The sequence below is a fragment of the Pseudomonas cyclaminis genome (assembly GCF_015163715.1).
In the GTDB taxonomy this organism is placed as follows: domain Bacteria; phylum Pseudomonadota; class Gammaproteobacteria; order Pseudomonadales; family Pseudomonadaceae; genus Aquipseudomonas; species Aquipseudomonas cyclaminis.
This window is the reverse complement of record NZ_JADDUM010000040.1, coordinates 11874-33574: the sequence shown is the minus strand read 5'-3', so window position 1 is coordinate 33574 and position 21701 is coordinate 11874. Positions and strand designations below refer to the sequence as shown.

The following is a 21701-nucleotide window of genomic DNA, read 5'->3' as shown; positions in this document are numbered from 1 at the left end:
CTTTCAGCCATCCGCCCAGGCACATGGCGCACCATGACTTCTAAAAATAACTCTGCCACCGTGGTATCCGACGTGTTGCCCACAGCTCCTGCGGAAAAACCCTCAGGTTCAAAGTCATCGAGCAGCGCCCGCCCGTTGTCCACCCAGCAATACCTGTACTTCACCGAGACCAATACCGATCGCATCCTCGATAACCTCGATGGCCTGCGCGACATGGTGTTCCCGCGCCCGCCTCAGCTGGAAATCGACGGCGAGCAGCGCAGCGAGCAGGAATTCCCGTCGGTGTGCCTGATCGGCTTGGGGCGCTGCGGTTCGAACATTGCGCTGGACGTGGCGGAATTGGTGTACAACGCGCGCAAGTTCTACCTGAACGAATTCAGCAACGAAGACAAGCTTCAATTTAAAAAGAGCCCTCTGGACAAGGGTTACAGCCCCACCCAGTGGATCCGCAATAACCTGCGCCTGGGGGGCGGCAAGACCAGCAAGCCGGTGTTCCTGGTGGAACCGCTGGTGATGCTCGGCGACCTGGACAAGGACATTGCCGGACGGATCCGCTTCTCGCGCAAGAGCGAAAAAAGCGGCTTCCTGCGCGATTACAGCAAGATGAAAATCATGGACCTGTCGGAAGTCCATGCCGGCGGCGCCGGTAATGCGCCGATCCTCGGCCAGTACCTGGCCAAGATCATCCTCAATAAAGATACCCAGCGTTTTTCCAGCCCTGACTGGAAAATGATCCACTCGTACCTGATCGACTCCTGCGGTATCAAGGCCAACCAGTCGCGCCTGTATTTTTCGATCTTCAGCGCCGGTGGCGGTACCGGCTCGGGCATGGCCTCGGAATTCGGCCTGGCCCAGCAGCACTCGTACATGAACAAGACGTTCGACACCAAGCCCGCCGACGAGCACGACAGCAAGAGTGGCCACGCTTTCGTCTTCGAGCCGATCTTCACCAGCGGCATTTGCGTGCTGCCGAATATTTCCGATCACCGCAGCGAAATGTCCGAAGCGCTGCACATCAATGCCGGACGGCTTCTGTGTAAATACCTGTCGGAAGAATGGGACTTCTCGTACAACTTCGACAACGAGGACAGCAGCGAAGCCAGCGTGAAGGGGCGTATCCGCCCGTGGAACGCGATGATGCTGATCTCCAACGACATCATGCGTTACGCCGAAGAAAGCGATGACGGCAACATCCAGAACATTGACGTCAATGCCATGGAAAAACACGCCAACCAGTACATCTCCCAGCAGATCTTCAACATCCTCACTGCCCAGGCCGTGACCACCGACTACGACCAGAACTACTTCCGTCGCGCCGGGATCGACATTGGGGAGACTATCCGCCTGGACGCCAACGACCTGTTCATGAGCCTGGCCGGCCCGGTGGCGATTGCCTACGCCGAGTCTGTGGTGCCGGAAACCCCGGTGCCATCGAATGACAAGTTCAAAGTCTTCGAAAAAGAGCCGCAACGCCTGAACATCGACGACCTGTTCTTCCGCTCCATCGACCTGCCGCACTTCAACAAGGTCACCCAGGCCATCGAAGGCATCAGCCTGTTGCCGATCGAGTCCAAGCGCTACAAGGCGTCCCTGGAGCAGTACAAGAACTCCGGCTATGACGCGGCGGCGCTGCACGACCTGCACTTCTTCAAGAACTGCTCGTCGGTGGTGTCCATTGTCTCGCTGCCCAAGGACTACAAGCTGTCCTACATGGACCTGAACCGGCTCAAGACTCACCTCAACAGCCTGTTCCCCAACACCACCCTCAAGCGTTATGCCCTGGTGATCGGCGCTTCGGCCAACCTGTCGCTGACCACCTTGATCGCCAAGAGCCCGTGCCTGTCGGATGACTTCCTGACGCTGATCGTGGCCTTTATCAAACGCTGCTTCGCACGCAACCCTTACCGCTTCGACGACACCCTGGACAACTCGATGCTGGACTTCATCATCCACGAGGACTTCGACGAAGACCGGATCGACGAGTTGCTCAACGAGTTTGAAAACCCGGCGAAGATCCTCGACACCAACTGGTACGCGATCAAGCCGATGTATGAGAAGAAGTACCGCGAGTTGATCAACGACAAAGACAAGTTCGTGTCGATCAATGACATTCGTCTGTCACGGGACTGCGTGAAGAAAGCGATCAAGTACCTGCGCGAGATCTACCGTCACCGTATCGGCAAGACCAAGGTTATTTCGTTGAATAACCACACCGGCAAAACCGCCTAGCACTGTGCGACGGCGCCGCGTGGCGCCGTCGCAGCCTCAGTGCGTCATGCGTTGGCGCAGGAACGCGAGGATGGTCTTTTCGTCAGCGCGCTTGGCAGGCCGGGGGATATGCTTCGGCCAGCCGGCGTCTTTCGCACCGAAAAACCGCTTCTGCTCGGCCTCATTCCAGCCACGAATCTCCCGCGATGCCGATTCCCACCAGCCATGTCGGCACACGTCGTAGTACGGATGCTCAGGCGCCGAACTGCCGTAGAGCAGATCGCGGCCGACCTTTTTGACGTGTTTGCGCTGATTGCGCAGCTTCCATTTGATACGCAGCCGCTGCCAGGGCGACGGCACGGGCTTGACCTGCGGCACATCCAGGCAACGCGCTACCAGCTCAGGGCCGAATACCTCACCGTGCAGGGTGAAGAAGTGCGCCTGCATGGCATGGAAGAAGCGCTTGTCGGCAAAGTAGTGATGCACGAACTTGCGCGCCTCGCGCACCTTCTGGTCGCGCATCGCAAAGGAAATCGCGATTTGCTCGATGGTATGGATATCGAACGTGTGCTGGGTCCACTCGTCGATCAGGCGGATGGACGCTTCGAGCAGCGGCGCATCACTGGCGCGCACACCGCACAGGCCACTGTTGTAGAGCTTGAAGCTGTTCTCGGCGCAGATGCCATGGGCCCGTAGGTGTTCGCCCAGCTTGAGGTAGTCCGCACGCTGGCAGACGTAACTCCAGTCGTACTCGAAGCCATCCATGACGTACTGGCCCGGCTCGATCAGTTCGAACACGCGATGGGGGGATTTGAGGAACAGGGTGTCGGTGTCGACGAACAGGGTTTTGTCCGCCAGCGTCAGCCCATGGGCAATCGCGCAGGCCTTGCGGCGGTGGGTATAGCCATTTTCACCCTGCCATTGGGTCAGGGTCTGTTCATCCAGGGTGATGGTTTCAACCGGCCAGCCGAGGTAGTCCTGGGGGCGATCGGTCATGACCCGGATGCACAGCGACTCGTCCGCTTTCAGCCGGGACAAGGCGGTGAGGATGCTGAACTTGGCTTCGCGCCGATAAACGTCCTGATTACCGTAGATAAGGTAAAGCAGTTGGTGCGAGGGCTTGGTTAAAGGGGGCAGCGCTGACGGCATAACTAGCTCCGGGTAACAAGCGGCGAACTTTACCGGAATTCACCGTCTCCTACGGAATGTTCTGACATCCAACCTCCTTTATTAACACCGAGAAACAATTCTCCCAGCCGTTCGCCCACGGGAAAACTGTTCCCATGACGCGCACGTCACCCTGGGCTGTGACCTTTCTTCACGGCAACATGCCATCACGGCGCCTGCGGTTACTCGGCTACACACTTTTGCGGCGGGATAACGCGCACCGTTTTGGTGCTTAGGCCTATTGAGGCGCCCTTTCCTGGATCAGTATCCAAGGCGAAACCACCACCGCCCACAAGCCCGGGTCACGCTCCACAAGGTCCAATGCCCGCGTTGCAGACACCTCGCCCAGGCTACCTGAGGCCAGCCAGGCAGCGACTTTGTCACGGTTGTCCTCGGCCATTCCCTCGGCGGCTTCGATCAAATCCAGACCGGCGTCGACCCACAATAGGGCACCCTTGGCAAAGAACGGCTCAAGCTCCTTCCAGGAAATTTCGGCGGTTTCACCGAGCAGCTTGGCATAGAGGGTGCTAGGTTCTTGCGTCATGGGAATTCACCTTGGGAAAAAATCGGCGCAATCATAACGTCGCGGCCGAGGTAGAAAAACCCAGTTGCAAATGAGTCATCGATAGAAAGTGTCAGGAAAGCCAAGGATTGCCCGAAACTCTGGCATCACCCCGCCGCAATTCTGTCTTTTTCTTTCATTAAAGCGACACACCCCGGTTTTGCCCCCAGCAGCCAGCTTTTCAAGCGATGAACCGGCGCTCTACACTGTACCGGTACAGTTGCCAGGGCACGGCCGGGGGGATATCCGAGATATCTGATCCGGTTCTGCAGCTCACAAGGCCGCTAGAACTATAAAAAATACAACAGTAAGAGTGGAGCACTATGAATAAGGCTACTAAGCAGATTTCCAAACTGTTTGCCGCTATGGTCCTGGCTGGGGTTGCCGGCCATTCGTTCGCAGCTGACACCATCAAGATCGGCATCGCCGGTCCGAAGACTGGTCCTGTAACGCAATACGGCGACATGCAATTCATGGGTGCCAAGCAGGCAATCGCCGACATCAACGCCAAAGGCGGCGTCGACGGCAAAATGCTTGAAGCCAAGGAATACGACGACGCTTGCGACCCTAAACAAGCCGTGGCCGTTGCCAACAAAGTGGTCAACGACGGCGTCAAGTTCGTGGTCGGTCACCTCTGCTCCAGCTCCACTCAGCCAGCGTCCGACATCTATGAAGACGAAGGCGTGATCATGATCACCCCGGCGGCCACCAGCCCGGAAATCACTTCCCGTGGCTATAAGCTGGTGTTCCGCACCATCGGCCTGGACAGCGCCCAGGGCCCAGCGGCCGGCAACTACATTGCCGACCACGTGAAGCCCAAAGTCGTTGCTGTCATCCACGACAAGCAGCAATACGGTGAAGGCATCGCCACCGCCGTTAAACAGACTCTCGAGAAGAAAGGCGTGAAAGTTGCCCTCTTCGAAGGCATCAACGCTGGCGACAAGGACTTCGGCTCCCTGATCCAGAAGCTCAAGCAAGCCAACGTCGACTTCGTCTACTACGGTGGCTACCACCCTGAGCTGGGCCTGATCCTGCGCCAAGCCAAGGAAAAAGGCGTGAACGCCAAGTTCATGGGCCCTGAAGGCGTCGGCAACGACTCCATCTCGCAAATCGCCCAGAACGCTTCCGAAGGTCTGCTGGTGACCCTGCCGAAGTCTTTCGACACCGATCCGGCCAACAAGGCCATCGTTGAAGAGTTCACCAAGAACAAGCAGGACCCAACCGGTCCGTTCGTGTTCCCGGCCTACTCGGCTGTTGAAGTGATCGCCGGTGGTATCGCTGCCGCGAAGAGCGAAGACACCGCCAAAGTGGCTGCGGCCATCCACGCAGGCACCTTCAAGACCCCAACCGGCGAACTGAGTTTCGACGCCAAGGGTGACCTGAAGGACTTCAAATTCGTGGTCTACGAATGGCACTTCGGCAAACCAAAAACCGAAGTTTCCCCTCAGTAAGCCAGGCGTTACTGGTCCAACAAGCCCACTGTGAGAGCAGTGGGCTTTGTTTTACGAGGTTTATGGGCCTGTCACCCGCGATCCGGGCGCTGGCTCACCTGAAAATCTTAAAACCGTCACCAGCGGTTCGCTGGCAAACGCTTTGTGCAAATGTGCTCACAGAACACAGCACAGGGCCGGAACATGACTCCACCAGTGAAATGCGTATCGGGTTTTTAGGAGCGCTGTAATGCCTGAGATCTATCATTTTTTCCAAACGCTGGTTAACGGGATGACCGTTGGCAGCACCTATGCCTTGATAGCCATTGGCTACACAATGGTTTACGGCATCATTGGAATGATCAACTTCGCCCATGGCGAGGTGTACATGATTGGTTCCTACGTGGCCTTCATCGCCCTTGCCGGGCTGGCCATGATGGGTATCCACTCCCTGCCGCTGTTGATGACCGCTGCGTTCCTTGCATCGATCATCGTGACCAGTGCCTATGGCTACAGTATCGAGCGCGTTGCCTACCGTCCCTTGCGTGGCAGCAACCGCCTGATCCCGCTGATTTCCGCCATCGGCATGTCGATTTTCCTGCAGAACACCGTATTGCTGTCCCAGGATTCCAAGGACAAGTCCATTCCCAACCTGATTCCGGGGAGCTTCTCCTTCGGCCCGGGTGGCGCACAAGAAGTGCTGATTTCGTACATGCAGGTCCTGGTTTTCGTCGTCACACTGGTGGCGATGCTGGGCCTGACCCTGTTCATCTCCCGCTCCCGTCTGGGGCGCGCCTGCAGGGCCTGCGCCGAAGACATCAAGATGGCCAACCTGCTGGGCATCAACACCAACAACATCATCGCCCTGACCTTCGTGATCGGTGCCGCGCTGGCCGCTGTTGCGGCGGTGCTGCTGAGCATGCAGTACGGCGTGATCAACCCCAACGCCGGTTTCCTGGTAGGGCTCAAGGCCTTTACCGCGGCGGTATTGGGCGGTATCGGCAGTATCCCGGGCGCGATGCTCGGCGGGCTGGTGCTGGGTGTGGCCGAGGCGTTTGGTGCCGATATCTTCGGCGACCAATACAAGGACGTCGTCGCGTTCGGCCTGTTGGTTCTGGTGCTGTTGTTCCGTCCGACCGGCATCCTGGGCCGTCCGGAGGTTGAGAAAGTATGAGCAGATATCTTAAATCGGCGTTTTTCAGCGCCTTGCTGGTATGGGCCGTGGCCTTCCCGGTACTCGGCCTCAAGCTGAGCATTGTCGGCATCAACCTGGAAGTGCATGGCACCGGTCCCGTGACCCTGACCATCATTGCCCTGTGCTCGGTGCTGATGTTCCTGCGCGTGCTGTTCAGCGATCAGGTCGGTGCCTTGCTCAAGAGCAACCGCGGCCCGCTGGTATCGCCCAAGGTCAGCCAATTCCTGACCCTGCCGCGCACCCAGCGCTACATCATCATCGGCCTGATCGTGGCCGCATTGATCTGGCCCTTCTTCGGCTCGCGTGGGGCGGTGGACATCGCCACCCTGATCCTGATCTACGTGCTGCTGGGCCTGGGCCTGAACATCGTGGTGGGCCTCGCCGGCCTGCTCGACCTGGGCTATGTGGGCTTCTACGCCGTGGGTGCCTATACCTATGCGCTGCTCTCGCACTACCTGGGCTGGAGCTTCTGGATCTGCCTGCCGCTGGCCGGCATGGCGGCGGCCACGTTCGGCTTCCTGCTGGGCTTCCCGGTGCTGCGCCTGCGCGGTGACTACCTGGCCATCGTGACGCTGGGCTTCGGGGAAATCATCCGCCTGTTCCTGCGTAACCTCACGGACATCACCGGCGGCCCAACGGCATCAGCAGCATCCCCAAGCCAACGTTCTTCGGGCTGTCGTTCGACCGCACCGCCGCCGAGGGCATGCAGACTTTCCACGAGTACTTCGGGATTGCCTACAACCCGGTGAGCAAAGTGGTGTTCCTGTATCTGGTCGCGCTGTTGCTGGCACTGGCAGCACTGTTCGTGATCAACCGCTTGCTGCGCATGCCGATTGGCCGTGCATGGGAAGCGCTGCGCGAAGATGAGATCGCCTGCCGCGCCCTGGGCCTGAACCCGACCATCATCAAGCTCTCCGCCTTTACCCTCGGTGCCGCGTTCGCCGGTTTCGCCGGCAGCTTCTTTGCTGCGCGCCAAGGCCTGGTCACCCCGGAGTCGTTCACCTTTATCGAGTCGGCGATCATCCTCGCCATCGTGGTACTGGGTGGCATGGGCTCGCAACTGGGCGTGATCCTGGCGGCCATCGTGATGATCCTGCTGCCGGAAATGATGCGTGAGTTCAGCGAATACCGCATGTTGATGTTCGGCGCCATGATGGTGCTGATGATGATCTGGCGTCCTCAAGGCCTGCTGCCCATGCAACGTCCACACATGGAGCTGCGCAAATGAGCCGCGAGATCCTGAAAGTCGAAAATCTGAGCATGCGCTTTGGCGGTTTGCTGGCGGTCAATGGCGTGGCCCTGACCGTCAAGGAGAAACAGGTAGTGGCATTGATCGGCCCCAACGGCGCCGGCAAGACCACGGTGTTCAACTGCCTGACCGGCTTCTACAAGCCGAGCGGTGGCAGCATCCTGCTGGACGGCCAGCCGATCCAGGGCCTGGCCGGTCACGAGATCGCCCGCAAGGGCGTGGTGCGGACCTTCCAGAACGTGCGCTTGTTCAAGGACATGACGGCGGTCGAGAACCTGTTGATCGCCCAACACCGTCACCTGAACACCAACTTCTTTGCAGGCCTGTTCAAGACCCCGGCGTTCCGCAAAAGCGAGCGCGAGGCCATGGAATACGCGGAGTACTGGCTGGACAAGGTCAACTTGACCGAGTTCGCCAACCGCCCTGCCGGCACCCTGGCCTATGGTCAGCAACGTCGCCTGGAAATCGCCCGCTGCATGATGACCCGCCCGCGGATCCTCATGCTCGACGAACCAGCGGCCGGCCTGAACCCCAAGGAAACCGAAGACCTCAAGGCGCTGATCGGCGTGCTGCGTGAGGAAAACAACGCCACGGTGCTGTTGATCGAACACGACATGAAACTGGTCATGAGCATTTCCGACCACATCGTGGTGATCAACCAGGGTACGCCGCTGGCCGACGGGACGCCGGAGCAGATCCGCGACAATCCTGAAGTGATCAAAGCCTATTTGGGGGAAGCGTAAAATGCTGCAATTCGAAAACGTTTCCACTTTCTACGGCAAGATCCAGGCCCTGCACAGCGTCAATGTGGAAGTGCGCCAGGGTGAAATCGTGACCCTGATCGGCGCCAACGGCGCCGGCAAGTCCACCTTGCTGATGACCTTGTGCGGTTCACCCCAGGCCCACAGCGGCAGCATCCGCTACATGGGTGAAGAACTGGTGGGCCAGGAGTCGTCGCACATCATGCGCAAGAGCATCGCGGTAGTGCCGGAAGGCCGCCGCGTGTTCTCGCGCCTGACCGTCGAAGAGAACCTCGCCATGGGCGGGTTCTTCACCGACAAGGGCGACTACCAGGAGCAGATGGACAAAGTGCTGCACCTGTTTCCAAGGCTCAAGGAACGCTTCAGCCAGCGCGGCGGCACCATGTCCGGCGGCGAGCAGCAAATGCTCGCCATCGGCCGGGCGCTGATGAGCAAGCCCAAGCTGCTGCTCCTGGACGAACCGTCCCTGGGCCTGGCACCGATCATCATCCAGCAGATTTTCGACATCATCGAACAGCTGCGCAAAGACGGTGTGACCGTGTTTTTGGTGGAACAGAACGCCAACCAGGCGCTGAAAATCGCCGACCGCGCCTATGTATTGGAAAACGGTCGGGTGGTGATGCAGGGCACCGGTGAGCAGTTGCTGACGGATCCGAAAGTACGTGAGGCCTACCTGGGCGGTTAAACCGGGTCAAAAAAGTGGGAGGGGGCTGGCCCCCTCCCACTTTTTTTTGCGCTGTTTGAAATTATTTCGCCTGACCTTGTAACGAACATCGTCCTCCCATCTCTAGTGGTGCATGCAGGCATTCAAGCCTGCCCACACAACCACTGCTGGAGATACACCATGACCACCAAACTGTCCGCCTCCGCCCTCATCCTGGCCCTGGGTTCCGCCCTGAGCCTGTCCGCCCTGACCACCAGCGCCCACGCCGCTGACGACATGCAGAAATGCTTCGGCGTCGCAGAAGCCGGCAAGAACGATTGCGCCGCAGGCGCGGGCACTTCCTGTGCCGGCACCTCCAAAACCAAGGACCAGGCCAACGCCTGGAAGCTGGTCCCTGCCGGCACCTGCACCCAAACCCCAAGCTCCACCTCGCCGACCGGCTTCGGCCAGGAAGCGGCCTTCACCGCCAAGTCCTGAAACCCCGCACAGCCTGAGTACGGACGATGACGCTTTCCACTCTGCACAAGGTCTCAACGGCTCAGGCGCCCGGCCTTCCCTCCAGGGCCGGGCTGGGGCTCAAGAGCGAGCACTTCAACGAAGTGCTCCAGACCCTTCCCGATATCGGTTTTTTTGAAGTGCACGCCGAGAACTACATGGTCGCCGGCGGCCCTTTCCATCATTACCTGGGGTTGATTCGCCAACAGTACCCGCTGTCGCTGCACGGCGTGGGCCTGTCCATCGGCGGCGAAGGCCCGCTCAACCGTGAGCATCTGGCACGACTTGCGGCGCTGATCGAACGCTACCAACCCCATTCTTTTTCCGAACACCTGGCCTGGTCCAGCCACGGCCCGGTGTTTCTCAATGACTTGCTGCCCCTGGCCTACGACGCCGGCACCCTGAACCGGGTCTGCGAACACGTCGATCAGGTGCAGAGCACCCTCAAGCGGCCGATGTTGCTGGAGAATCCGTCGACCTACCTGCAGTTCCAGCGCTCCACCCTGGACGAGACCGACTTCATCAGCGAGATCATCCGCCGCACCGGCTGCGGCTTGCTGCTGGACGTGAATAACGTCTACGTGTCATGCATCAATCACCAACGCGACCCGATGGCCTACATCGACGCCCTGCCGTTGCACGCCGTGGGCGAGATTCATCTGGCAGGTTTTGCCGAAGACACCGACAGCCTGGGTGATCGCCTGCTGATAGATGACCACGGTGCCCCCATCGACAACAGGGTGTGGCAGCTTTACGAGCAGGTGCTCACACGCACGGGCCCGGTCGCCACCCTGATTGAGCGTGACAACCAAGTGCCGGCCTTCAACGTATTGCACGCTGAAGCCCATCAGGCCGAACGTTATTTATCCCAGGTCCGCCCATGAGCCTTCACGACGCATTCACCAGCGCCTTGCTGGCGCCCGATCAGCCCTGCCCGGACGGCCTGTTCAGCAATAACGGCGCCGACCCGACCAGTCGTTTTGCGGTGTATCGCAACAACGTCCACAGCGCACTGATCAATGCACTGGCCACGGCGTACCCCGTAACGATGCAACTGGTAGGTGATGAATTTTTCCGCGCAATGGCCAGCGTTTACGTCCAGGCGTCACCACCCGCCAGCCCGTTGATGAGCGACTACGGCAGCACATTCGCCGACTTCATCCAGGGTTTCGAACCCGCCGCCAGCGTGCCTTACCTGGCCGATGTGGCCCGTTTGGAACGCCTGCGGGTTCGTGCCTATCACGCAGCGGATACGCCGTCGGCTAATCAGCAGCTCGTCCTGCAAAACCTGCAGGCCCAAACGGCGCTGGGTGCATTGCGCCTGCAACTGCACCCCTCCCTCGCCACCTTGAACTGCGACTACGCCGTGGTCGCAGTTTGGGCGGCGCACCAGACCGAGGGCGCCCTGGCCACCCTTGATCCCTGGCACGCACAAAGTGCACTGGTGCTGCGCCACGGACTGAGCGTCAAGGTCTTCGCCATCGACGGCGGCTCGGTCGCGTTTATCAATAGCCTGATCCACGGCGCTGCATTGGAAACGGCCGTGGCAGACGCCCTTGAGGCCTGCGCCGAGTTTGACCTGCACCAGTGCCTGTCACTGCTGATCAACCACGACGCCATCACTCACCTGCTCCCAGAACAAAAGGTATCGCCATGAACACCACCCCTTCGTGCCTGATCAGACGGGCCATCGTGCTTTTCGAGAAAATCCCCTACAGCCTGATCGCGTTTATTGCGCGGTTCTCCATTGCAGCCGTGTTCTGGAAATCCGGGCAAACCAAGGTCGAAGGTTTCGCGATAGACCTGATCAGCGGCACGTTCCAGCTCGGCGTACCCAAACTCGCCGCGTCGACATTGCCGCTGTTTCGCAGTGAGTACCACGTGCCGTTGCTGTCGCCGGAAGTGGCCGCGCATATGGCGGCATTTGCCGAGCACTTTTTCCCGGTGCTGATCGTGGTGGGGTTCGCCACACGATTCTCGGCCCTGGCCTTGATCGGCATGACGTTGGTTATTCAATTGTTCGTCTACCCGGACGCCTACCCCACCCACGGCACGTGGCTTGCCTTGTTGTTGCTGTTGGTTGCCAAGGGGCCAGGCTGTTTGTCCATCGACCACTTGATCGCCCGCCGCTCCCGTTAAAGCCGATCCAGCGCCTCGCCGCTGCGCTTGAACCAGTCCACCAGGTAGTCAGCCAGTACCTGGGTACGCCTGGGCAGGCCGCCTTGATAAGGGTGAACCAGGTACATCGGCAGGCTTCGCGTCTGGTAATCGCGCAGGAGCCAGCGCAATCGGCCGTCAGCCAATTCCGAATGCAGTACGTAGGACGGCAGCCGGGCGATTCCGGCACCTACCAGCGCGGCCTTCTTCAACAGGTTGTAGTGGTTGGAAGCGAACGTGCCACTGACCCTGACCCGCAACAACTCGTGCTGCTGGTGATACAGCCATTCCTCACGGCCGCTGTAGTGGCTGTTGAGCAAGCAGGTGTGCGCCGCAAGATCCGCCGGGGTCAGTGGTTCGCCGTGCTGTTCCAGATAGGCGGGGCTGGCGCAGGTCATCTCATGCCAGGCCAGCAAAGGCTTGGCCACCAGACGCTCGTTTTCAATCGCCCCAGAACGCACCCCCAAGTCAAAACCGTCCCGCGCCAGGTCCCGGTAGCTGTTGTTGAGCTCAAGCTCGATCTGCATCTGGGGATACTGCCTGGAAAACTCCAGCAACAAGCCATCGAAGAAGGTTTCGCCTAATGAAACAGGAACCGTCATACGCACCGGCCCGGACAGATCGTCCTTGAGCCGCGCCAATGCCTGACGCGCACGTTCTACTTGCACCACCAACGCCTGGGCCTGCGGCAGCAAGGCCGCGCCGGCGGCCGTCAGGCTGAGCTTGCGTGTGGTGCGGTGCAACAACACAACGCAGAACTGCGCTTCCAACTGGGAGATGCGCTTGGACAACTGGCCTTTGCTGCAGCCCAGCTGTTCGGCCGCCACGGTAAAGCTGCCCGCTTCGATCAGTACGGCAAAGGCCGCCAGGTCATCCATCTCGCTCATGGATTGTTTCCATTTGAAAACCAAAGGTTGCCTATTAGCACGTTTATCCACTTAAAAAGCCACTCTAGACTGAACCCTCACTTACCCCTGGAGGAACAGCACCATGAAAATCCTATTGATTGGCGCCAGCGGCACCGTCGGTTCAGCCGTCAAGACCGAACTGGCTCAGCGTCATGACGTGATCAGCATCGGCCGCAGCAGCGGCGACTTCCAGGTGGATATCAGCGACAGCGCGTCGATCCGCACGCTGTTCGAGCAGACCGGCAAGTTCGACGCCCTGGTCTGCGCCGCTGGCAGTGTGAATTTTGTGGCGCTGGGAGAGATGAGCGAAAGCGACTTTGAACTGGGCCTGCGTGACAAGCTGATGGGCCAGGTCAACCTGCTGCTGATTGGCCGTGAATACGCCAACGACGGAGGCTCGTTCACCTTCACCAGCGGCATTCTCAACCGCGACCCGATTCGTACCGGCGCCTCGGCCGCTTTGGTCAACGGTGCAATCGACGCCTTTGTGAAGGCTGCCGCCATTGAGTTGCCCCGGGGCTTGCGGATCAACGCCGTCAGCCCGACGGTACTGGTGGAAGCCATGGGCAGCTACGCACCGTATTTCCGTGGCTATAAACCGGCTCCGGGCGCTGATGTGGCACTGGCCTACGCAAAAAGCGTGGAGGGCTTGCAGACCGGCCAGACCTACTTCGTGGGCTGAGAGATAACCGCCTCACCGGCGAACTGAGACATCCACTCAAGGACCAACTTGCGCGGCACCGAAATCCTGAAATACCCGCCCAGCACCCCGTGAACCCTGGCCGTATTGAGCGGATAACCATCTACGTAGACTGTCATGTACTTCTGGTAAACAAGCAGTGTGGTGGCTGCTGTCCTTGCCTTCGCCTCCGGGCTCAACGTGACATTCACCTCTACATAGGCGGGATCAGGATTCTCTGGCGTTTTCAGCACCAGCGAAATGTGCGTGAAGTCTTTGGCTGAAGAGAAGACGAGCCGGGCGGGATCATCTGAAAAAGCAGCACTTGTCCAGAATAGAAGTACGTAGAGGCTTGATTTGATCTTCATGGCCGCTTCACATCCAAAAGCGTCGACACTCTCACGGTATTCCCACCCTAAGTGTAGGAAATCTCTCTATTGGCGATGCCTCACTTCCGATAGCGTTGAAAACATTTTTCTCAGACTGTGTCCGGGCTTGTGATGCATCGCCAGCCTGCGTAACGTGGTGGCACTTGTCTGGAGACCCCTTATGCGTGCCGCCCGTACCCTCGCCCTGCTTGCCTTGCTTCCCCTGTTCGCCGCTTGCCAGATGTTCGAAAGCGAGCCGGCGAAGCCCTCTCTCGCAGGGCTGACCCGCATGCAGGGTGAACTCACGGCCGTCGGTGGCAAGCTGTTGTTCCAGCCGTGCAACGACAAACGCAACTATGTGATCAACGACACCGGTGGCACCAGCATCCTGCAGGAAGCGGCCTCCCTGGCCGGTCAGCAAGGTGCATTGTTTGCCGACCTGCGCGGCAAGTTCTCCGGCGTTGCCAGTGGCACTCAGGGCAGCGTGGACCTGCAACAACTCTATCGCGTAGAGCGCTCGACCTCCGCCTGCGACGACCCGGACTTCAAGCGCATGACCCTGCGCGCCAACGGCCACAAGCCCGCCTGGGCGATGAACGTCACCGCCAAGGGCATGGTGCTTGAGCGCGAAGGCCAGCCGCCACTGGCGGTGCCGTATGTAGAGGAGCAGATCGGTGACGGGCGCTTCAACCTGATGACCGAAGCCAACAACCAGCACGTCGAGCTGTGGGTGGCCCCGCAACGCTGCGTGGACAGCGTCAGTGGCAGCCTGCAACACATGACCGCCGAGTTGCGGATCAACGGTCAAGTCCAGCGTGGCTGCGCGGCTTTCGGTGGTTCGCGGGACGATTGATCGCATCCTGCGCTTTTTAGCATGACGGGAAACCACGGTTGGGGCTTATAATCGCCGGTTTGCAAAACCGCCGGCCTCACCGAACGCCGCACACCGGATCCTGTCATGTTACGAATCACCGAACTCAAGCTGCCCATCGACCATCCCGAAGAAGACCTGCGGCCTGCCATCTTGCAGCGCCTGGGCATCGCCAGTGATGACCTGCTCGATTTCACCCTGTTCAAACGCAGCTACGACGCCCGCAAGAAGACGTCGGAGCTGTGCTTCATTTACACCATCGACCTGGACGTGAAGGGTGAAGCCGCCCTGCTGCTCAAGTTTGCCGATGACCGCAACGTCAATCCGGCGCCGGACATCAGCTACAAAGTTGTCGGCCAGGCCCCCGAAGGTTTGGTTGAGCGGCCGATCGTCGTCGGTTTTGGCCCGTGCGGTATCTTCGCCGGGCTGCTGCTGGCACAAATGGGCTTCAAGCCGATCATCCTCGAACGCGGCAAGGAAGTGCGCCAGCGCACCAAGGACACCTGGGGCCTGTGGCGCAAAAGCGTGCTCAACCCCGAGTCCAACGTGCAGTTTGGTGAAGGCGGCGCCGGCACCTTTTCCGACGGCAAACTCTATAGCCAGATCAAGGATCCGAAATTCCACGGCCGCAAAGTGCTGCACGAATTCGTCAAGGCCGGCGCGCCGGAAGAAATCCTCTACGTCAGCAAACCGCATATCGGTACATTCCGCCTGACCGGCGTGGTGGAAAACATGCGCGAGCAGATCATCGCCCTTGGCGGTGAAGTGCGCTTTGAACAACGCGTGACGGACGTGTTGATCGAAGACGGCCAGTTGAACGGCGTGGTGGTGGATGGCGGCGAGCAGATCCTGTCCAGGCACGTGATCCTGGCCCTGGGCCACAGCGCCCGCGACACCTTCCGCATGCTCCACGGCCGTGGCGTGTACATGGAGGCCAAGCCGTTCTCGGTGGGCTTTCGCATTGAGCACCCGCAGTCGCTGATCGACGCTGCGCGGCTGGGCAAATACGCCGGGCACCCGAAGCTGGGCGCCGCCGATTACAAACTGGTGCACCACGCGAAGAATGGCCGCTCGGTCTACAGCTTCTGCATGTGCCCCGGCGGCACCGTGGTGGCGGCCACCTCCGAGCCGAACCGCGTCGTGACCAACGGCATGAGCCAGTACTCGCGTAACGAGCGCAATGCCAACTCCGGCATCGTGGTCGGCATCACGCCGGAAGTGGATTACCCAGGCGGCCCACTGGCGGGTATCGAGTTGCAGGAACGCCTGGAATCTCACGCCTACATCCTCGGCGGCAGCAACTACGAGGCCCCGGCACAGCTGGTGGGTGATTTCATCGCCGGCAAGCCGTCCACCGCCATCGGCAGTGTGGAACCGTCCTACAAACCGGGCGTGTCCTTGGGCGATCTGGCGCTGGCGCTGCCGGAATTTGCTATTGAAGCTATCCGCGAAGCGCTGCCGGCCTTTGAAAAGCAGATCAAAGGCTACTCGTTGCACGACGCCGTCTTGACCGGTATCGAAACCCGCACCTCATCGCCGCTGCGGATTACCCGTGACGAATCGATGCAGAGCTTGAATGTGAAGGGTCTATTCCCGGCCGGTGAAGGCGCCGGTTATGCCGGTGGGATTCTGTCGGCAGGCGTTGACGGGATTCGGATTGCCGAAGCGTTGGCGCGGGATATGCTCGGCATCCAGGCCTGATAACACCGCAAATTGAATGTGGGAGGGGTAAGCCCCACTCCCACATTTGGATGAGCGTCGGGTCAGATATTTGCGCGCAGACGCTGGCCGGCAACGGTTCGCCCCGCTCCACACTGGCCGCCACGGCCGCCATCAACCCGGCCAACTCATACCCCTGCCCTGCCAGCCATGCCTGGTCGTAATAGGTCGTGGCGTATCGTTCCCCGCCATCGCACAAGATCGCCACGATAGAACCCGACTCCCCCGCAGCCTTCATCTGCTGCGCCGCCATCAGCGCACCCACCAGGTTAGTCCCGCTGGAACCACCGACTCGCCGCCCCAGCCGCTCAGCCAGGTAATGCATGGCTGCCAGTGACAGCGCGTCCGGCACCTTGACCATCGCATCGATCACCTTCGGCAAAAACGACGCCTCGACCCGTGGCCGGCCAATGCCTTCGATGCGCGAGCCGCAATCGAGGCGCAGGCTGGCATCACCGGTCTGGTAATAGTCAAAAAACACCGAACGCTCGGCATCGGCGCACAGCACACGGGTGCAGTGCTGGCGATAGCGCACGTAGCGGCCCAATGTCGCCGTGGTGCCGCCGGTGCCGGGGCTGGAAATCAGCCAGCTCGGCTCGGGATGCTGCTCAAAGCGCATCTGCTGGAAGATCGACTCGGCGATGTTGTTGTTCGCACGCCAGTCAGTAGCGCGTTCGGCATAGGTGAACTGGTCCATGAAGTGACCGCCACTTTCCTGCGCAAGGCGTTCGGATTCGGCGTAGATCTGCGTCGGATCCTGCACCAAATGGCTCTTGCCGCCATAGAAAGCAATCTGCGCGATTTTTTCCTGGGAGGTGGTGGCGGGCATCACCGCGATAAACGGCAGGCCCAGCAGCCGTGCGAAGTAAGCTTCGGAGATCGCAGTGGAACCGCTGGAGGCCTCAATCACCGGTGCTCCGGGCTTGAGCCAGCCGTTGCACAGCGCATACAGAAACAGCGAGCGGGCCAGGCGGTGTTTCAGGCTGCCGGTGGGATGGCTCGACTCGTCCTTGAAGTACAACTCGATACCGGGCAAACCCGGCAGCGGCAAGGGGATCAGGTGGGTGTCAGCGCTGCGCTGGAAGTCTGCTTCGATGATACGAATGGCTTCGCGAGCCCAGGGACGATGGTCACTCATGGTGGGTTTCTCTAAGGATTTCCAGGCCAATATTAGGATCTTTCCTACACTCGACACAGATACAGTAACGACTCAATTGGACACACAATTCCCGGCCCCTAACTCAACACTGAACCGGTCCGCTGCTTATAACAAATAAGAATATAACTTTTGTTTTAACAACTAACGGTACGGGTTAGGGTACCCACCTATTGAATCCGGATTGGAGAGCATCCCTTGGCTCTGCGTAGCACTTTCACCCGTTTCTTCCAGCTGGAAGCCGCCAGCGGTCTGTTGTTGATCGCCGCTGCCGCCCTGGCACTGATCATCAATAACTCACCGTTGTCGCACCTGTACGGTGCGTTTCTCGACGTGCCAGTGGTGGCGCAGATCGGCGCGTTGAAAATCGACAAGCCGGCCTTGTTGTGGATCAACGATGGCCTGATGGCGCTGTTCTTCCTGTTGATCGGCCTGGAGGTCAAGCGCGAGCTGCTTGACGGCCATCTGTCCAAACCATCACAAGTGGTGCTGCCAGGCGCGGCTGCCATCGGCGGTATGGTGGTGCCGGCGCTGATCTACTGGGCGATCAACAAGGACTTCCCGAGCGCCCTCTCGGGCTGGGCGATTCCGATGGCCACCGACATTGCCTTCGCCCTGGGCGTGTTGGCGCTGCTGGGCAAACGCGTGCCGGTGTCGCTGAAGCTGTTCCTGATGACCCTGGCCATCATCGATGACCTCGGTGCAATCATCGTGATCGCCGTGTTCTATTCCGCCGATTTGTCTGGCGCAGCCCTGGCTGGCGCAGGCGCGTGCCTGGTGGCCTTGATCGCGATGAACCGCCTCGGCGTGATCAAGCTCTGGGCCTACCTGATCGTCGGCCTGATCCTGTGGGTCTGTGTCCTCAAGAGTGGCGTGCATGCCACGCTGGCCGGCGTGACGCTGGCGTTCTGCATCCCGATGCGCACCAAGAACGCCGAACCCTCGCCGCTGCTGACCCTCGAACACGCCCTGCACCCGTGGGTGGCTTACGGCATCCTGCCGCTGTTCGCCTTTGCCAACGCCGGCGTATCCCTCACCGGTGTCAGCCTGGAAAGCTTCACCCACCACGTGCCCATGGGTATTGCCGCCGGCCTGTTGATCGGCAAGACCGTCGGTGTGTTCGGCCTCACCTGGCTGGCTATCAAGACAGGCCTCGCCACACTGCCCAACGGCGCCAACTGGGGCCAGGTCTTCGGCGTGGCGATCCTGTGCGGCATCGGCTTCACCATGAGCCTGTTCGTCGGCTCCCTGGCGTTTGTACCAGGCGTCAGCGAGTTTGCCGGCGAGGATCGCATGGGGATTCTGACCGGGTCGATATTGGCGGCATGTATCGGGTATGTGGTGACGGCGATGGCGAGTCGCAAGAAAGCCTGATCCCCCTTGGACAACGCCCACAAAAAACCCCAACCGGTCACCCGGCTGGGGTTTTTCTTTGCCTGCTGCTTACCGCTTAACGGGTAACGCGGCTGGTACCATCCACCGTCATGATCCGCACGCGGTCGCCAATGCGGAAGATTTCATTCTCCTGCACGGCCTGCACGTAGGCGCGCATGCTGCCATCGTCTTCGCGAACGGTGATTTCCACGCCTTGGGTGCGAGTCAGGCCTTCTTCGGTGGCCGAACCCAGCAGGCCGCCGGCGACTGCACCGATCACCGCAGTGACGATGCTGCCACGGCCGCCGCCGATGGCGCTGCCGCCAACGCCGCCGATGACTGCGCCGGCAGCGCGCCGATTGGGGTCTTGGTGCCTTCGATTTTCACCGGACGCAGGGATTCGATGGTGCCCATGCGCACGGTCTGTACACGACGCGCTTCATCACGGGAATACGAATCGCCGGTCAAACTTGAGGCGCAGCCACCCAGCAGCAGCGACAGGGTGGTAAAGCAGGCAACCAGTAAAACGGACTTACGCATAGCATCAACTCCAAAGGACAGGTGTTCATTAGACGCTGCGGCTTGGCGCCTGTCACGGCAAGCACCACAGAAAACTGCTTTCATTCAGCCTGAGTACAGACTGCCCGCACCAGAAAACTCGACAAACGGTAGCTCAGTTCTTGTGCCAAGAGATGTCATGACGGTTTCATCATTGTAGCCGGGCAGCCGCATGCGACCGAAGTCTCTCCCTTAGAGACGTCGGTGCTGCGAACAACATTCAGGTGAGGTGACGAAAGGTGCCGCTCAGGGTGCCAGGCGCTCTCGGGCCCATTCGGTCCCTTGCAGGCGGTAGTTCAGGCGGTCATGCAGGCGGCTGGCGCGGCCTTGCCAGAACTCGATACGCTCCGGCAGCAGACGATAGCCACCCCAATGCTCGGGGCAGTCGGGCTGGGTATCGCTGAAACGCTGTTCGGTGGCCGTGAGCAGGTCTTGCAGTTCTTCACGGTCACGGATGACCTGGCTTTGCGGGGAAGCCCACGCACCCAGGCGGCTGCCCAAAGGGCGGACCTGGTAATAAGCGTCCGACTCCTGCGGCGTGACCTTGACCACCCGGCCCTCGATGCGCACCTGGCGTTCCAGGGTCGGCCAGAAAAACGTCATGGCTGCGAACGGCCGCGCCGCGAGCTGTTGCCCCTTGGCGCTCTGATAGTTGGTGAAGAAGGTAAAGCCCTGCGCATCCAGGCCCTTGAGCAATAGGATCCGGCAGTGCGGGCGACCGTCCTGGTCGACCGTTGCCAGGGTCATGGCATTGGCTTCCACCGGTGGCTGCTCGGTTTTCACCGCGTCGGCAAACCACTGGTGGAACAACGCAAACGGCTCGGCCGGGGCCTGGGCCTCGCTCAAACCGTCCCGTGTGTAGTCACGGCGCATATCGGCCAATGCCTGGGTCATGCGGCTTTATCCTTCTGGTTCAGCGGATCAGTTTTTGGCCTGGTCGTTCGCCGGTGCAGCAGCCTTGGCCTTGGCCGGGGCCGCTTTCTTGGCAGCTGGCTTGGCCGGCGCCTTTTTAGCGGCTGGCTTGGCGGCAGCTTTCTTGGCGGCCGGGGCTTTTTTCGCCGGTGCTTTGGCAGCAGGAGCCGGTGCAGGTACGTTCTGTACCGCAACCATTTCAGCCACAGGCGGCGTCTTGCCCGAGTTGTACTTGCTCAGCAGCGCCAACATAGTTGTACGCTGAGTGAACATAATTTCCATGCGACGATTCAGCGCACGGCCCTGGGTGCTGTCGTTGGCCGCACGTGGCATCAGGTCACCCATGCCACGCAGCATCAGGCGATCCTGCTTCAAGCCACTGAGGCTGAAAATCGAAGCGATGGATTGTGCGCGTTCCTTGCTCAACGCCTGGCTCGCCGGGGCGGTGCCGGTGGCGTCTACGTGACCCAGAACCAGTACGGCGGTCTTTGGATCGGCTTCAACAGCCTTGGCAACACGCGTGAACGGGCCAAGGGTAACCGGCAGCAGCATGGCTGGACGTTTCGGGTTGTAGGAGCCATCGACCGGGGCAATCACGACGAGCACGTTGTCGCGACGTTCCAGTTGCAGGTTGCTGTCCTTGATGGCAGCGCGCAGGCGCGGCTCATAGTCGTCCAACCAGGCCTGGGTGATTTTAGGATCAGGCATCGGCACGTTGGTCACGTCGACCTTGGACAATGGCTTGGGTTTGCTTTCGAACGGCCACCACCAATGGGTTTCGCTGTCAGTCTTGGCCACGGCTGGCGCGGCGGCAGGTGCCGGAGTGGCGGCCTTGAGGTCGGCTTTCAGGTCGGCAGCCTTGGCATCGGCAGCTTTTTCGTCGGCGCTTTTGGAGGAGAACGGCCACCAGCTGGAGCCAGTGTCAGCCTTGGCTGCCGGAGCAGATGCGGGTGCGGGTGCAGGTGCAGCAGCTACAGGTGCGGCAGGCTTGGCGCCAGCCGCAGGTTTGGCATCCGGCTTGGCGTCGGTTTGGGTCACTGCGTCCTTGGTAGCCGCCTTATCAGATCCAAATGACCACCAATGCCCACCCTCGGCATCATTCTGTGGAGTTTGTGCGCAGCCAGTAATGGTGAGGCAAAGCGCCAGTGCCAAGGACTTGTTCGATAACATGAGATATCCACAAAATGAGAAAAGAAACGGGGGTCTGGATGACCCGTTAAACAGACGCTTACAGAACTTTAAAGTTACAAAATTTCGTTCAGCGTCTT

The 21701-nt window shown here is 60.1% G+C and carries 19 protein-coding genes and 3 pseudogenes; 14 read left to right on the top strand and 8 right to left on the bottom strand.

Going from position 1 to position 21701, the window contains the following annotated elements; genetic code table 11:
- The first annotated feature begins 33 nt into the window (after window positions 1-33).
- Window positions 34-2229: a hypothetical protein gene (locus tag IQK56_RS06965; protein WP_193863486.1), complete on the top strand. Its 2196-nt coding sequence runs from the start codon at window positions 34-36 to the stop codon at window positions 2227-2229.
- A 36-nt stretch (window positions 2230-2265) separates the two neighbouring features.
- Here IQK56_RS06965 and IQK56_RS06960 read toward each other — a convergent pair whose 3' ends face one another.
- Both IQK56_RS06960 and IQK56_RS06955 read right to left on the bottom strand, forming a co-directional pair.
- Complete coding sequence (locus tag IQK56_RS06960) at window positions 2266-3357, bottom strand: hypothetical protein (protein WP_193863485.1); 1092 nt, start codon at window positions 3355-3357, stop codon at window positions 2266-2268.
- A gap of 256 nt (window positions 3358-3613) precedes the next feature.
- On the bottom strand, window positions 3614-3919 hold the full coding sequence (locus tag IQK56_RS06955; RefSeq protein ID WP_122308692.1) for a DUF2288 domain-containing protein: 306 nt from the start codon (window positions 3917-3919) through the stop codon (window positions 3614-3616).
- A gap of 341 nt (window positions 3920-4260) precedes the next feature.
- On the opposite strand from IQK56_RS06955, the gene IQK56_RS06950 reads away from it, so the two are divergent.
- From IQK56_RS06950 to IQK56_RS06910, 9 genes and pseudogenes are all read left to right on the top strand, one after another.
- Entirely contained in the window at window positions 4261-5388 is a 1128-nt protein-coding gene (locus IQK56_RS06950; protein ID WP_122308694.1) for a branched-chain amino acid ABC transporter substrate-binding protein, read from the top strand.
- A 229-nt stretch (window positions 5389-5617) separates the two neighbouring features.
- Entirely contained in the window at window positions 5618-6541 is a 924-nt protein-coding gene (gene livH, locus IQK56_RS06945) for a high-affinity branched-chain amino acid ABC transporter permease LivH (RefSeq protein ID WP_025855194.1), read from the top strand.
- Window positions 6538-7790 (top strand): annotated as a pseudogene (locus tag IQK56_RS06940) (high-affinity branched-chain amino acid ABC transporter permease LivM). Before livH ends, IQK56_RS06940 begins: the two are co-directional and overlap by 4 nt.
- Window positions 7787-8554, top strand: coding sequence for a high-affinity branched-chain amino acid ABC transporter ATP-binding protein LivG (gene livG / locus IQK56_RS06935; RefSeq protein WP_012722652.1), 768 nt, complete (start codon window positions 7787-7789; stop codon window positions 8552-8554). Before IQK56_RS06940 ends, livG begins: the two are co-directional and overlap by 4 nt.
- A gap of 1 nt (window position 8555) precedes the next feature.
- Entirely contained in the window at window positions 8556-9257 is a 702-nt protein-coding gene (locus IQK56_RS06930) for an ABC transporter ATP-binding protein (protein WP_078731918.1), read from the top strand.
- A gap of 159 nt (window positions 9258-9416) precedes the next feature.
- Window positions 9417-9713 (top strand): BufA1 family periplasmic bufferin-type metallophore, encoded by a 297-nt coding sequence (locus tag IQK56_RS06925; RefSeq protein WP_122308698.1) that lies wholly within the window; start codon window positions 9417-9419, stop codon window positions 9711-9713.
- 26 nt (window positions 9714-9739) lie between these two features.
- Complete coding sequence (gene bufB / locus IQK56_RS06920) at window positions 9740-10615, top strand: MNIO family bufferin maturase (RefSeq protein ID WP_150674764.1); 876 nt, start codon at window positions 9740-9742, stop codon at window positions 10613-10615.
- On the top strand, window positions 10612-11388 hold the full coding sequence (locus IQK56_RS06915; RefSeq protein WP_193863484.1) for an HvfC/BufC N-terminal domain-containing protein: 777 nt from the start codon (window positions 10612-10614) through the stop codon (window positions 11386-11388). The genes bufB and IQK56_RS06915 overlap by 4 nt, the downstream gene beginning before the upstream one ends.
- Window positions 11385-11870, top strand: coding sequence for a DoxX family protein (locus IQK56_RS06910; RefSeq protein WP_122308704.1), 486 nt, complete (start codon window positions 11385-11387; stop codon window positions 11868-11870). Before IQK56_RS06915 ends, IQK56_RS06910 begins: the two co-directional genes overlap by 4 nt.
- On the opposite strand, the gene IQK56_RS06905 is transcribed toward IQK56_RS06910, so the two are convergent.
- Complete coding sequence (locus IQK56_RS06905; RefSeq protein ID WP_193863483.1) at window positions 11867-12775, bottom strand: LysR family transcriptional regulator; 909 nt, start codon at window positions 12773-12775, stop codon at window positions 11867-11869. The genes IQK56_RS06910 and IQK56_RS06905 overlap by 4 nt on opposite strands.
- Window positions 12776-12878: 103 nt before the next feature.
- Here IQK56_RS06905 and IQK56_RS06900 point away from each other — a divergent pair, with 103 nt between their 5' ends.
- A complete protein-coding gene (locus tag IQK56_RS06900) occupies window positions 12879-13478 on the top strand; it encodes a short chain dehydrogenase (RefSeq protein WP_150674767.1) in 600 nt (199 codons plus the stop codon).
- On the opposite strand, the gene IQK56_RS06895 is transcribed toward IQK56_RS06900, so the two are convergent.
- Entirely contained in the window at window positions 13463-13843 is a 381-nt protein-coding gene (locus IQK56_RS06895) for a hypothetical protein (RefSeq protein WP_193863481.1), read from the bottom strand. The two genes, IQK56_RS06900 and IQK56_RS06895, sit on opposite strands and share 16 nt — an antisense overlap.
- A 181-nt stretch (window positions 13844-14024) precedes the next feature.
- Between IQK56_RS06895 and IQK56_RS06890 the strand changes: the two genes are divergently transcribed.
- Window positions 14025-14696: a COG3650 family protein gene (locus IQK56_RS06890; RefSeq protein WP_122308712.1), complete on the top strand. Its 672-nt coding sequence runs from the start codon at window positions 14025-14027 to the stop codon at window positions 14694-14696.
- A 105-nt stretch (window positions 14697-14801) separates the two neighbouring features.
- Window positions 14802-16415 carry an NAD(P)/FAD-dependent oxidoreductase gene (locus IQK56_RS06885; RefSeq protein WP_099583318.1) on the top strand — a complete coding sequence of 538 codons (1614 nt, stop codon included), beginning with the start codon at window positions 14802-14804 and terminating at the stop codon, window positions 16413-16415.
- Window positions 16416-16477: 62 nt separating this feature from the next.
- Here IQK56_RS06885 and IQK56_RS06880 read toward each other — a convergent pair.
- Window positions 16478-17571, bottom strand: a pseudogene (locus tag IQK56_RS06880) (PLP-dependent cysteine synthase family protein).
- A 216-nt stretch (window positions 17572-17787) separates the two neighbouring features.
- On the opposite strand from IQK56_RS06880, the gene nhaA reads away from it, so the two are divergent.
- Window positions 17788-18963 carry a Na+/H+ antiporter NhaA gene (gene nhaA / locus IQK56_RS06875; protein WP_150674770.1) on the top strand — a complete coding sequence of 392 codons (1176 nt, stop codon included), beginning with the start codon at window positions 17788-17790 and terminating at the stop codon, window positions 18961-18963.
- 76 nt (window positions 18964-19039) lie between these two features.
- On the opposite strand, the pseudogene IQK56_RS06870 reads toward nhaA, so the two are convergent.
- From IQK56_RS06870 to IQK56_RS06860, 3 genes and pseudogenes are all read right to left on the bottom strand, one after another.
- Window positions 19040-19503 (bottom strand): annotated as a pseudogene (locus IQK56_RS06870) (outer membrane lipoprotein).
- Window positions 19504-19767: 264 nt separating this feature from the next.
- Window positions 19768-20415 (bottom strand): pyridoxamine 5'-phosphate oxidase, encoded by a 648-nt coding sequence (gene pdxH / locus IQK56_RS06865; protein ID WP_193863479.1) that lies wholly within the window; start codon window positions 20413-20415, stop codon window positions 19768-19770.
- A 27-nt stretch (window positions 20416-20442) separates the two neighbouring features.
- Window positions 20443-21603 (bottom strand): OmpA family protein, encoded by a 1161-nt coding sequence (locus IQK56_RS06860; RefSeq protein ID WP_193863477.1) that lies wholly within the window; start codon window positions 21601-21603, stop codon window positions 20443-20445.
- Window positions 21604-21701: the final 98 nt, after the last annotated feature.

Bases quoted from the DNA above. Each gene is read 5' to 3' on its own strand.
- IQK56_RS06960 (WP_193863485.1), bottom strand. From the start codon at position 3,357: ATGCCGTCAGCGCTGCCCCCTTTAACCAAGCCCTCGCACCAACTGCTT.
- IQK56_RS06915 (WP_193863484.1), top strand. From the start codon at position 10,612: ATGAGCCTTCACGACGCATTCACCAGCGCCTTGCTGGCGCCCGATCAG.
- IQK56_RS06895 (WP_193863481.1), bottom strand. From the start codon at position 13,843: ATGAAGATCAAATCAAGCCTCTACGTACTTCTATTCTGGACAAGTGCT.
- IQK56_RS06860 (WP_193863477.1), bottom strand. From the start codon at position 21,603: ATGTTATCGAACAAGTCCTTGGCACTGGCGCTTTGCCTCACCATTACT.
- IQK56_RS06925 (WP_122308698.1), top strand. From the start codon at position 9,417: ATGACCACCAAACTGTCCGCCTCCGCCCTCATCCTGGCCCTGGGTTCC.
- IQK56_RS06950 (WP_122308694.1), top strand. From the start codon at position 4,261: ATGAATAAGGCTACTAAGCAGATTTCCAAACTGTTTGCCGCTATGGTC.
- pdxH (WP_193863479.1), bottom strand. From the start codon at position 20,415: ATGACCCAGGCATTGGCCGATATGCGCCGTGACTACACACGGGACGGT.
- IQK56_RS06910 (WP_122308704.1), top strand. From the start codon at position 11,385: ATGAACACCACCCCTTCGTGCCTGATCAGACGGGCCATCGTGCTTTTC.
- livG (WP_012722652.1), top strand. From the start codon at position 7,787: ATGAGCCGCGAGATCCTGAAAGTCGAAAATCTGAGCATGCGCTTTGGC.
- livH (WP_025855194.1), top strand. From the start codon at position 5,618: ATGCCTGAGATCTATCATTTTTTCCAAACGCTGGTTAACGGGATGACC.
- IQK56_RS06955 (WP_122308692.1), bottom strand. From the start codon at position 3,919: ATGACGCAAGAACCTAGCACCCTCTATGCCAAGCTGCTCGGTGAAACC.
- IQK56_RS06905 (WP_193863483.1), bottom strand. From the start codon at position 12,775: ATGAGCGAGATGGATGACCTGGCGGCCTTTGCCGTACTGATCGAAGCG.
- IQK56_RS06900 (WP_150674767.1), top strand. From the start codon at position 12,879: ATGAAAATCCTATTGATTGGCGCCAGCGGCACCGTCGGTTCAGCCGTC.
- IQK56_RS06890 (WP_122308712.1), top strand. From the start codon at position 14,025: ATGCGTGCCGCCCGTACCCTCGCCCTGCTTGCCTTGCTTCCCCTGTTC.
- bufB (WP_150674764.1), top strand. From the start codon at position 9,740: ATGACGCTTTCCACTCTGCACAAGGTCTCAACGGCTCAGGCGCCCGGC.
- IQK56_RS06965 (WP_193863486.1), top strand. From the start codon at position 34: ATGACTTCTAAAAATAACTCTGCCACCGTGGTATCCGACGTGTTGCCC.
- IQK56_RS06885 (WP_099583318.1), top strand. From the start codon at position 14,802: ATGTTACGAATCACCGAACTCAAGCTGCCCATCGACCATCCCGAAGAA.
- IQK56_RS06930 (WP_078731918.1), top strand. From the start codon at position 8,556: ATGCTGCAATTCGAAAACGTTTCCACTTTCTACGGCAAGATCCAGGCC.